This is a genomic window from Acidiplasma sp., assembly GCF_038728925.1.
Taxonomy (GTDB): Archaea; Thermoplasmatota; Thermoplasmata; order Thermoplasmatales; family Thermoplasmataceae; genus Acidiplasma; species Acidiplasma aeolicum.
The window spans coordinates 49,290-61,677 of sequence record NZ_JAVYSZ010000001.1 but is presented as its reverse complement, the minus strand read 5'-3'; the positions used below and the strand labels follow the sequence as shown (position 1 = coordinate 61,677).

Annotated in this window: 11 protein-coding genes; 8 read left to right on the top strand and 3 right to left on the bottom strand. The window is 34.4% G+C overall.

What is annotated here, in order from left to right; genetic code table 11:
* Positions 1–71 precede the first annotated feature (71 nt).
* Both QXW15_RS00345 and QXW15_RS00340 read right to left on the bottom strand, forming a co-directional pair.
* Positions 72–839 (bottom strand): MBL fold metallo-hydrolase, encoded by a 768-nt coding sequence (locus QXW15_RS00345; RefSeq protein WP_048101711.1) that lies wholly within the window; start codon positions 837–839, stop codon positions 72–74.
* A gap of 122 nt (positions 840–961) precedes the next feature.
* Positions 962–1,297: a hypothetical protein gene (locus QXW15_RS00340; RefSeq protein WP_048101710.1), complete on the bottom strand. Its 336-nt coding sequence runs from the start codon at positions 1,295–1,297 to the stop codon at positions 962–964.
* Positions 1,298–1,397: 100 nt separating this feature from the next.
* Between QXW15_RS00340 and QXW15_RS00335 the strand changes: the two genes are divergently transcribed.
* The 8 genes from QXW15_RS00335 (at position 1,398) to QXW15_RS00300 (ending at position 9,052) form a co-directional block, all read left to right on the top strand.
* A complete protein-coding gene (locus tag QXW15_RS00335; RefSeq protein ID WP_342789673.1) occupies positions 1,398–2,399 on the top strand; it encodes a M56 family metallopeptidase in 1,002 nt (333 codons plus the stop codon).
* Between the two features lie 17 nt (positions 2,400–2,416).
* Positions 2,417–3,082 (top strand): 16S rRNA methyltransferase, encoded by a 666-nt coding sequence (locus QXW15_RS00330; protein WP_048101708.1) that lies wholly within the window; start codon positions 2,417–2,419, stop codon positions 3,080–3,082.
* Positions 3,083–3,178: 96 nt separating this feature from the next.
* On the top strand, positions 3,179–3,613 hold the full coding sequence (locus QXW15_RS00325) for a 30S ribosomal protein S15 (protein WP_048101707.1): 435 nt from the start codon (positions 3,179–3,181) through the stop codon (positions 3,611–3,613).
* Positions 3,613–4,947: a DHH family phosphoesterase gene (locus QXW15_RS00320; RefSeq protein WP_048101706.1), complete on the top strand. Its 1,335-nt coding sequence runs from the start codon at positions 3,613–3,615 to the stop codon at positions 4,945–4,947. Before QXW15_RS00325 ends, QXW15_RS00320 begins: the two co-directional genes overlap by 1 nt.
* A gap of 37 nt (positions 4,948–4,984) precedes the next feature.
* Positions 4,985–6,145, top strand: coding sequence for a M20 family metallopeptidase (locus QXW15_RS00315; RefSeq protein WP_054964112.1), 1,161 nt, complete (start codon positions 4,985–4,987; stop codon positions 6,143–6,145).
* Positions 6,132–7,061 (top strand): LD-carboxypeptidase, encoded by a 930-nt coding sequence (locus QXW15_RS00310; RefSeq protein WP_048101704.1) that lies wholly within the window; start codon positions 6,132–6,134, stop codon positions 7,059–7,061. The genes QXW15_RS00315 and QXW15_RS00310 overlap by 14 nt, the downstream gene beginning before the upstream one ends.
* A 72-nt stretch (positions 7,062–7,133) precedes the next feature.
* Positions 7,134–8,018, top strand: a complete 885-nt coding sequence (locus QXW15_RS00305; protein ID WP_054964113.1) for a hypothetical protein — start codon at positions 7,134–7,136, stop codon at positions 8,016–8,018.
* A gap of 2 nt (positions 8,019–8,020) precedes the next feature.
* Complete coding sequence (locus tag QXW15_RS00300; RefSeq protein ID WP_048101702.1) at positions 8,021–9,052, top strand: methionine synthase; 1,032 nt, start codon at positions 8,021–8,023, stop codon at positions 9,050–9,052.
* Here QXW15_RS00300 and QXW15_RS00295 read toward each other — a convergent pair.
* Entirely contained in the window at positions 9,036–12,305 is a 3,270-nt protein-coding gene (locus QXW15_RS00295; protein WP_052656765.1) for a S8 family serine peptidase, read from the bottom strand. The two genes, QXW15_RS00300 and QXW15_RS00295, sit on opposite strands and share 17 nt — an antisense overlap.
* Between the last annotated feature and the right edge of the window lie 83 nt (positions 12,306–12,388).

Genomic DNA, 12,388 nt, shown 5'->3' with positions numbered 1-12,388 from the left:
ATTAGAATTTAACGTTATTAATAAAACACACATAAGTTTATTTTATTTAAATTAATAAAATATACATATCATCATTGCCCTGATAAAATAATATCATCGAATGGCATGATCATCTTTTCATCCCTTTTTTCATTAAGCAACGACAATGTACCATCTGTTAGATGCACAGGCACCAGTTTTTTAGCGCCACTTTCATTAAAAGCCCTCATTACCGAGGAATATGTTGAGTGCTTCCAGAAGCTTGCCGTTTCAGATTCAGAATCAGTATATGTCATTTCATGTAATAATAAATCGGCGCCCTCTGCTGCCAGTGATATTTGATCATTATACGCTGTATCACCTGTATATGTTATTATATTACCCTGATACTCTATTCTGTACATATTGTCCGGTATAACATGATTGCCTTGAAAAGCAACTATATAATCATATTCTGATTTTTCTATAAATCTTGATTTTATTTCATAAACCTCCTTACCATTATTTATCTCAACGTATTTTGATGTAATCCTAAATCGTTCATTATCTGGTGTGTTGTATATCTGCAGAATCCTCTCAGTATTTTTTTTAATACCGGGAGGCCCCATGATTATTAGCTCATCCTTAACATTTAAAGCACCACGGTACCAGAGTATTTCGGCCAGACCACCAAAATGATCCAGATGCATGTGGCTAATTAAAATCTTATCTATATTGGCCGGATTAATGCCATTTTCAAGCATGGACTCAATTGTATGGGGACCACATTCTATTAAAATATGATTATCTATTATCATTGAAACATTGCGTTTTCCAAATTCTATATGTGAGGACCAGTTTCCAAGAAATTTCAATCTCATCGTTTCACCACTATAAACTTTAATTCAAAGTTTATTTTCTATAATTTTAAAATAATTAATTATTTGCCATATATTTAAAATATATCTATATATTTTACATAAAAAATTTGCTTATTATTCGATTATTTTTTAAATCCCGTGACATTTGCTGCATAATCACCTATATAAGGTATAAAAATATCCTTGTTTATCGACGCCTCGTACCCTACATAGATGCCATAGAGCCAGACAATAGCTATCAGCAGATCAAATATATATAATAGTGGTAAAAATAAAGGCACCAAAAAATATGAAATAATATCAATTATGAATATCGCAATGCCGAGGAGTATTGCCTGCACACCGTGGAATTTCATCCTGTTATCATTTCCATACATAACATAAATGAGCACACCTGTTAAAACCGGAACCAGATATGCTATCAGGTACATTATTGAATTTTTATTTTCGTCTGACATTGTACGTTATTATAAGTCATATATATAAATTTTTATCCAAATTGACATCCACATGAATAATATTAATAATTAATTTATATTATATCATAGGTCAATTAACATGTATCAGCAACAAAGGAATAAAAACGAGGATTTTTTGAGAAAATCCAATGCTATATCAACAGTTTCACTTTTTATTCTATTTCTTGTTTACATCATATTATCAGAATTTAAATTTTCAGTATACACTGTAATAATAATGGTAGTTATAACAGCAATAAATATCATATTATTTACCTATTTTAAGTATAAAATACACATAGGATATAAGGAGGAAAATATAAATATAATGGATTATGTATCAAGTGATTTAAGCTGGAGATATTTAATATATTTATCACTTTTCTTTGTTGGTATGGTTCTGGTTGAAAATTTTGTTCTTATAATAAGGGAATACTCGTATATGATTGTTTTAAATGCCTTTATATTTTTCATATGGGCTTTATCATTAAACAATCCAATGGTTACATTATTAATTAAAAAATCGGTTCAGTTAAAAGATATTTTTATAGTGCATGAGGTCTCAGAATTATCACTCGAAATGGGTATAGAAACACTATCAATATATATTCTAAATACAGGCAACAGGATAGCAAATGCATTTGAAATTAACAGCAGGGAGGCATATGTTTTTATAACCAGTTATTTAATGAATATACTTGATTATAATGAGATAATAGCCGTACTTGCCCATGAATTATCCCATATAAAACTAAAGCATAACAGAAAAACAGCACTGATTAATTTCGGTGTATATATTATAGTAATAAATGTTGCGGCACTTGGATTTGTATTTAATATAGGAATACTTCTTGCACTTTCTCCATTCTTTTTTATATCCCTTATTGTATTCCTTTTTCTGATCATTCCTGCAATTAAAAGGAGAAATGAGGTGGCTGCAGATTTAAACGCAGTAAGGTATGTTAAAAAGGAATACCTTGAAAGTGCATTGATTAAAATATCAAACATTGAAAACATACCAGAAAATGTGATGAAATCATTAAGTCTGGATCATCCGGCCACATCAAAAAGAATTGAAATTATAGAAAAAAGTAAATCTTAATCGGCAATTATCCAGTTATGTTAAATCTTGTTGTTGCAGATGCGGAACTGCAGTTAATACCCGAACAAATGTTGGATGATCCAGCAATAAAGAAAATTGCAGCCAAAAACCATAAAAAACCATCAGAAATGTTACTTGACTCAAATTACATGCATACCTCCATAGATAAATATTTTCCGGGCAGGTCCACCAGAATGGGGCGCCCTGATATAATATATATATTTCTGGAGGTAGCCATGGAATCAATACTTAATAAAAGGGGGCTCCTAAGAATTTACATACATACAAAGGAAAATAAAATTATAGTAATAAATCCTGACGTGAGTCTTCCAAAATCATACAATAGGTTTACAGGCTTAATTGAGGATTTATTCAGGAAAAAGGAAATAAAGGTGGGCGGAAAGACATTATTATCCATGGAAAATGAGGATATAATAAGTTTCTTAAATAACACAGGAAAAAATACTGTGGTGCTCTCACCGCATGGTAAGTTTTCCAATCCATCTGATATAATAAACATGGATAATATCAATGTTGTTATAGGGGGATTTTCAGAAGGTGATTATGTTACAAATTTATATGACCATTTTAATTCATATTCCATATTTAAGGATGAATTAACCATATGGTCAGTGGGTATGGAGATAATTGCACAGTTTGAAAGATTTATCAAAGTTCTATAATAAATTTTATATGTAAAAATTAAAAAATATATCAGTTAGTTTATTATAAAAAACAAAAAAGATAAATTTATAGTTATAATACCGTTACAGATTATTATGGCACGAATGCATACACGTAAGAGAGGAAAATCCGGATCAAAAAGATTACAGCTTACCGAAAGGCCATCATGGCTGGTAACGGACGATGAAATTAAGGATCAAGTTTTGAAGATGAAAAAGGACGGGCTTTCAAAGTCAATGATAGGAATCAGGTTAAGAGATCAGTATGCAGTACCCGGTGTAAGACCTGTAATGCATAAGAAGATGTCCCAGATACTGGCAGAGAACGGTATTAAGGAGGATATACCTGAGGATTTATCATTCCTTATAAAGCGTTATAAAAATGTATCAAAGCACCTGCTTTTAAACAAAAAGGATATAAGCAACAGGCGTGGCAGGGATCTTATCATGTCCAAAATGCTTAGGCTTATAAGGTACTATAAAAGGACAGGAAGGCTTTCAAAGGACTGGTCTCTTGATAGAGTTCTGTGATGATAGAGGAAATCCTGGATAAAAAATTATACGATAATATCAATAAAGCGTGTGAAAAGGTTAGGGGCGAATCATATGTACGGGTGCTTGCACATAATGATGGGGATGGTGTAAGCTCCGCAATTATATTATTAAACGCACTTAAGAAATTAAATATAAAGTTTCATTTAAGTTTTGTTAAGAGCCTTGATAATGAGGGCTTCAGGCAGCTTTTTGAAGAGGAAAAGAACCCATTAACAATTGTTGTTGATGCAGGGTCATCACAGATTCCTGGTATAATAGATTATGATAATTATATCATCCTAGACCATCATTTTTATAATCCTGTGGATGGTATAAGGGGAATTAACATAAATATAAGGGATTACGGCATAAATGGCACAAGGGAGGCATGCGGTTCAACCATGGCATATATATTTTCACTTGTACTGGACGAATCCAACAGAAATCTATTCCCTTTTTTCCTTTCAGGTGTAACATCAGATAAACAGGATATAGGTGGTTTATCCGGCCTCAATAAAACAATTTACGATGCATATAATACATATAGCATTAAGCACACATTAAACCTTGAGGGAAATCTTGGAGATGCAATTACATACTCACTTGACCCCTTTTTTAATGGGCTCACAGGAAATCCAGATGCAGTAAGGGGTTTTTTGCAGTCACTTAATATTAATTTTGATAAGAATATTCTGGATCTTAACGATGATGAAAATAAGGTCCTTGCAAATGCACTGGCGTTAAAATTACTTGAGAATAATATTGGTTCTGACGGAATCAGGTATATTGAGGGTGACACACTCTATTATTCAGATCTTAATTTTACATCAAAGGAACTTGTTTCAATTATAGACGGAAACAGCAGGGTTGGTGAAAATTCACTTCCTGTCCAGTATTTTTTGGGTGATAATTCAGTAAGGTTAGAGATGCTAAATAATATAAAAATTTATAAAACCAAGTTAATAGATTACATATACCGTGCAAATTCAGAAATAACAGAAGAAAAGTATTTAAGGTATTTTTACGCCCCAGAATCCGAAATGGCAGGGCCAATTGCCGGCGCAATTGCACTCTACCTGATGAGGCCTGATAAGCCTGTAATAGGCTTTAATTCTGGAAATGATGATATCAAAATATCTTCCAGAGGGACCAGGGCCTTAATTGCCCGGGGATTAAACCTATCTGAGGTTATGTCCATTGCATGCAAAAAGGCAGGCGGTTCCGGCGGCGGTCATGATATAGCCGCAGGCGGTGTTATACCACCCGGAAGGGAAAAAATATTTATTGAGGCCGCCAGCGAGATAATAAAATCGCAGATACACCCATTGTAATTATAAATTTATTTAAGTATAATTGGCATTAACTGTTATGTATGATGATAATTTTAGGGAACTCATCCTGGATGTATCCAGTAAAATATACAATTTTGCTGAACTTGGAAGCCAGGAATATAAATCATCCAAACTTTTAATGGATGTGCTCCAATCCAATGGATTTGTAATAACAAACCCATACCTTGGCATGGATACCGCATTCAGGGCAGAATATGGTATAGGTCATCCATCTGTTGGAATACTTGCAGAATTTGATGCACTTCCCAACGGCCATTCATGCGGCCATAATCTTATTTCTGCATGGGCCCTTGGCACGGCGATCAAGGTTGCACAATCTTTAAAGTCAGGCAGAATCGTGGTATTTGGTACACCCTCTGAGGAGGGCATAGGTCCATATGCTGGAAGCAAGGCCATAATGGCGGAAAAGGGTGCATTTAAGGATATAGATTTTGTAATGGGCATGCATCCGGATGACAGATGGGCTGTTGGATCAAAGGCACTTGCTGACGCCGAGATGGAATTTACATTTCTTGGAAAATCTGCCCATATGGCTGCCTCACCATGCTATGGAATAAACGCACTTGATGCCCTTGTTACCAGCTATACAGCAATTAATAATATGAGGGACTGGATAAAAAATGATAAGCATTCTGTCATAGGCATGATAATAAAGGAGGGTGGCAGGGCATCAAACGTTGTGCCTGACCGGGCCGTGCTTGAGGTGGATGTAAGGTCAAGCTCATCAGATTTCCTTAAAAAACTTGTTTTAAAAATAAAGAGGCTTGTCAGTTCTGTTTCAGAGGGTTTTGGAACGCAATTAATTATTAAGGACCTCATGCCGATGTATACAGAATATAAGCCTAACAAAACCATAGATTCCATACTGCTTAAAAATCTTAATAAATTTAATATAAACGCCTATAATATAGATAACGAAGAGGGATATGGCTGCGGCAGTACAGACGAGGCCAATGTGAGTTTAAGTGTGCCGACAGGGCATATTGATATGAAAATAGGAACAAACATACCCGGGCATTCCGATGAATTCAGGAATGCAGCAAATCCAAAGCGCGCAGCTAATAATCTATTTACGACAATAAATGTTGCATATAATTCTATTATGGAAATTTTGGAGAATCAGGAAACCTTGGTTAAAATAAAAAATGAATTTGGTGGTGATCATGGAGAGAATTAAGCCTCCGAAATTAAGGCCGGGGGATGAAATAAGGATAATAGCACCGGCCAGTGCACCTGATATGATCAGGCTGTCCAAGGGTATATCTAGGTTAAAGAAACTTGGCTACAGGGTAACAGTGGGAAAAAATATAAAGAAGCTTAACCAGAGAAATGATCTTGCAGCACCCGCAAAGGACCGTGCTGAGGAGTTAATGTCAGCCTTTAAGGATGATAATGTTAAGGCAATTTTCTGTGCAAGGGGCGGTTATGGGAGCATACATATACTATCACTACTTGATTATGATATAATACGTGATCATCCCAAAATATTTATGGGATACAGTGATATAACCGCACTGCATCTGGCAATAAACAGGAATGCAAATCTTATAACATTTCATGGCCCAATGGTTGCATCAGATATAGAGGATTTTGCAAAACCCAGTATAAAGGATTTTATGGATATACTAACAGGCAATTCCACAAAGATAAATATATACGAGGACCGGCTTATAAAATACATTATACCGGGAAATACGGAGGGCCTTTCAATGGGTACAAATATATCCCTTGTTGCATCACTTCTTGGTACAAATTATATACCGGATACAACCGGAAGAATATTCTTCATAGAGGATACCGATGTAACATCAGGTGACATAGACAGGTATTTCTTCAGCATGAAGCTTGCAGATATTGTGGATAAATTCAATGGTTTTGTCTTTGGTGATTTTAAGGCCATATTTGATAAGGAAGAGCCAATGCCGTCAATAGAGGATGTAATACAAAAATTTATGAACGAAATAAATAAGCCATCACTTTATGGTGCACCATTTGGGCATGGTGAGGAACAGATGATAATACCTTTAAATGCAATGGTCAGAATATCAGATGAGGAACCCTACATAAGCCTTTCTGAAAACGTTGTTGACTAATAAAATTATTACCAGGAATCATAAAAAAATCAAAAACATTTTTTAAACAATATAAAATAAGCGTTTGATAAAATGAAAATAAATACCCTTGTTTATGGCATTTATCCAAAAACAAATGAATTGCGATTAAGCATCAGCAGATGGGAAAAAGGTCTTCTTCCGGACGCGGCACTTAATGATCGCATTGACGATGAAAAGCATGAGTTCTATGACCGGTTAAATAATAATGAAATTTTATATACAGACCCATTATTTAACTGGTATGATATTTTTAGGCCCCTGGTTCTTATTACCGATGGCATGCAGCCAGGTCCCCTTACAAGATATAAGGAAACAAATACATTTTACCGCATGCCAGAGGTATCTGAAATTGGTGGTATAAAGTATTCCCCAGATAAATTCACACCATTAAATGAAAACCCCCCACTCCCCCTATATGCCGAGTATGGTAAAGATTTTAATGCATTTTTGCCATCACCCTATACATTTTTTAAAATGTCCAGGGTGGAAATGGCATATAATGACTTTGAAAAACAGCTGTTAAATAATTATGTACAGATACTTAAAAAATTTAGGACCAGAAATGTGATCCTTTTTGATTCCCTACCATATGAAAAAAACAGTGTATTAAATCTGGAGGATTTTGTTAAGGAATACAATGTAAGGTTAATAACAGCCGGAAATATATATAAGGAGAATATTAGGGGAAGACCAAAATCTATAATATGCGATAATAATGAAAACAATGTAAAAATTGCATCAGAAATTTCTGATGAACCAGGAATAAAATTAATAGACGGATACAACACAAAACTGGAAAAACCTGAGGATATAAGGAATGAGGCCCTAAAATACGATCTTGATTCCATTATTATTACGCATACAGAATATTTTGATTTTCTCCCCAGGATGATTGCAGATAAAAAAATAGAAATTATGTCAAAAATAGGTGATTAAAAATGTCAGAAAAATATTTGATATCACAGGAAATTGGTAGTTTTAGAAAACCAACGTATCTTAGTTCTGTTTTTCATAAAATTCAGGGAACTGAGGAATTTAACGTACTTGCAGGAAGGGCCACCATTGAAACCATAGACCTTTTTAAAAAGGCCGGCCTGGATAATATAGGTGTTGGCGGAGAAATGTTCAGATGGGAAATGTATGAGCATCAGGCAAACAGGATAAACGGAATAACATTCTATGGCCCGGTCAGGTCTTTTGATAACAGATATTACAAGAAAGGTAGCATAACTGATAGGATAGAAAGAAAGGAACCATACCATCTGGATGAGTTAGAATTTCTTCTTGAAAATAATATATCAAATATAAAAATTCCTGTTACAGGCCCTTATACAATGATGGACTGGTCATTTAATGAACACTACAGGGATAGATATGAAACTGCCATGGAATTTGCCAAGCTTCTTAATGAGGATATGAGGGAGCTGAAAAGGGAATGGGATAGAAAATATCCGGGCAAAAAGCTTGAAATTCAGATAGATGAGCCAGCCACCACAACACATCCGGATGAGATGAATATTGTCGTTGATTCAATAAATAAATCCGTTGATGGAATAGATAATGTTGAATTTTCGATGCACGTTTGTTATAGCATTGATTATAGACTTCTTTATGATGTTATGGATGACATAAAAATAGATGGTTTTAACCTTGAATTTGCAAATCGTGATACACTCGAACGTGGTACTGATGATTCCTCCAGACCCGGTTACACTGATTTAAAGTATTTTAATGAACATAATGATAAGAAAAAATTTATGGGTCTAGGTGTAACAGATGTACATATAGATTATATTGAGCCGGTGGAGCTAATAAAGGATAGAATTAATTATGCCTTAAAAATACTCCCGCCCGAATTAATACGCCTGAATCCTGACTGTGGACTTAGAACAAGAACCAGGGAGATCGGATATGAAAAATTAAAAAACATGGATATTGCAAGGCAGGAAATTCTTAAGGAAATTCGTTAAATATATCCCAATCCTCCTCATTTTTCCTTTTTCTAAAGAATATTTTTATCATTATTAAAATGTATGCAATAATGCCACCTATTATTAGTGCATTGATGCCGTAGTTTATCAGGTTATATGTTACCTTAACCTCTGATGTGGAAATAAATGCTCCCTGGGCCGTGTATGCTGATATAATTATATAATATGTTTTCCCCGGCTCTATATTGGTTAGCACCGTAAAATCGACACCCTGTGTAAAAATAGTTTTATCATGATATCCAACCATATTGGGATTTGTTGAATAAAATATTTCATATAGGCCAAAATCAGGACCAGAATATTGATTCCATGACAGGTAAAGAAAATAAAACATGAATGGGAACAAATATGTGATTTTAAATGGTATATATACCAGGTTTATGTTTGCCGGTGCCAATGAAACGTTCTGATTACTCATGTTTTTATTTGCATTAATGTTTAATGTACTGTTTTTATAATATTCCAGTGAAAATTTTAATGTATTTTTCCCTGCCGGTAAAAAGACAATGTAATGTCCCTGTGGGCTTGAATATCCCGATATTCTTCCATTGCTGTACACTGCCACATGCGCCAGTGCATAATTAAACTCTATATTTGTGATATAACCTGTAACTTTATACAATGAAGATTTTGGCAGCAATAAAAATTCCCTGAATACATTTTCTGAGGGATAAAGATTCATGGTAAAGTTTTTTCCGATAAATCCGGGTGAGGTAATATTTACAGCTATGTGTTCTGGCCTAATTGATTCCTTAAAAATACCATAACTTCCAGGAATGTTACGTCCATTAACAATTACGGTTGTGTTGGCATTATAGACAAAAAATGTTATTGTTATATTTTTTGGATTTAGTGTAAATGTTTTAGTCGAATTAAAATGGCCGTAAATGGTATTATAGCCATCAGAATATATTATTATACTGTTATTTCCATTAATTCCATATATACTGAAATTATTGGTATTTCCTGAATATTTAAAATAGTAATCATCAATGATATACTTTGATTCATTAAAGTAAACCGGTTCAGGAATTGTATTTATATTATATATTGATATTTTGGGTATGTATATGGTTCTTGAAACATTAATTCCAGAAATGGTTGCATTGACATTATAAACCCCAGGGTCAAGTTTATCGCTGTTACCTTTTAATCTCAAACCGTTAACATAGAAAACTGTTTTCTGGCCATTATTTGCATAAAGGAACAGCCCCGATGTGCTACTGTATGATAAATTATACAGTATTTCAGGTTTATAGCCATTCTTATACAGATATCCAGGTGTGATATTATATGAAAATGCTGCTGTAAAATTCTTATTATTATATGTTATTCCCAGATCACCGTGGTTCTCAAGGCCGGATACATGGGATTCATAGTATGCATAGGGTATTAAACTGTAACTGTTATTTTTAATTATTAAATTTGAAAAGGTTCCATGCGGTATATATGCATTGTAAATACCCGAATTTTCCTGCAGAACGCCTATGGCCCCTTTATAAAAACCGGCATCATTCAATAATATACCGTTTATTTCATTAACTTTTGAATTATTTGCCTTAAATATTATATTATAATTATTATATAGAATTGTAAGATTCGCTTCCCCGCCTCCATTGAATGTGCCATTAAATTCCACGCCCGCGTCATCTATGATATAATGATAATAATATCCGGAAAGATTTGCAAGTATTCCAAATTCAACGTAATTATTATAAGAACCATACATTGATATGAAATAATATGTGCTTCCATTGAAACCCTCAAGGTTATTATGACCAGCATCTATACTTGCTGAGATTTCAGTGAGATTTTCAGTTCCATTGAGGTAAACAATTGATCCATAACCCTTTAGTATTACCCTGGAATCATTAATCAGATTGCTTACCATGGGAGTTCCAAGGCCATCGACCGGATTCCATCCTGAATGTGCCGAGTAGCCATTATTACTGCCTGATGTAATTTGAGTGAAATCCTTTGAATAAAAATGTGTCCGTGCTATCTGATATAATAATGGATTAACCAATCCTAAAGACCTGTTATTATACTGATCCATTAATGCAATTATTCCTGCCCAGATCGGTGTGCCCACACTTGTACCACCTATTTTGTATGTGGTTCCCGACACAACAATAAGAACCCCTGTGTTGGGGTTTGCCACCATGGATACATCTGGAACACCGCGTTGAGTAGAATTATAGCCTGTTGCGTTCTGATAGTATGGTGTGGAGAAATACGATGAATAGCCACCCCCACTGCCAGACCATGCTGTCTGTGAGTATGTCCCATCATGGCAGTAAAGGCTTGTTCCACCCACTGAAAGAACATAGGGGTCTGCGGCAGGGAAGTTCACAGTTTTTGCTGATGTACCATCATCGGCACCATTATCACCTGACGCAGCAACCACTGTAATATTTTTATCAGCTGCCTCCATATATATGCTGTTAAATACCTTTAATTCGCTTGCATTTAATGAGGATTCGGCAGAACCCCAGCTAAGGGATATCACATTTTCAGACAGGTTGCCAACTGCCCATGCCACAGCCTGAACAAGAGTACTATTTGAATTTGGTGCAAGCACGAGATTTATTTTTGCATCGGGTGCTATGGCATGGCTCCACTCAACATCCACTGCAGTTTCAATGGCCCAGCCAGAATTTTCAGATGTTATTGGGCCTACAGGGGTATATATGCTTAAATTTACAGGGGGTAAATCAGTTATATTATCAAATGATTCAACGTCATACATTATATTTGGATCACCATAGGCATCAACTATCGTTATTGTTGTATTTTGACCTCTGAATCCACTATTTTCAATATAGCCAATGTCATAGGCATTGTATATATCATATGGCGTGTATGCACCACCGTCGAATCTGGATGTATTTACAATTAAATACGGTACAAATCCATTGGAATCATTTGATTTAAATGAGCTTATACCTATATTATTCAATGATGCGAATATGCTTTTTTCATTATAATAATTATATAAATTATATGTTGCAGTTAAAATATTTCCATAATATGTGTAATTAATATTATTATACCTTAAAATTTTATTAACAACAGGATGCAGGTAGGATGGAACGTATGCCATATACTGGCCTGTTTGGCTGGATACGGGCTCCACTGTAATTTGATTTTCATTGAGGCCTGAACTAGCATATGATATAAATGATAGAATCAATATGAATATGAATATGCCGGCGACAATCTTTTTGAGCATATACAGCTAAAAACAATCTTTATTTAAATACTTAATTGTGGTAATTTGGTTTTAAATAAAAAAAGATTTAAATCATATTTTAC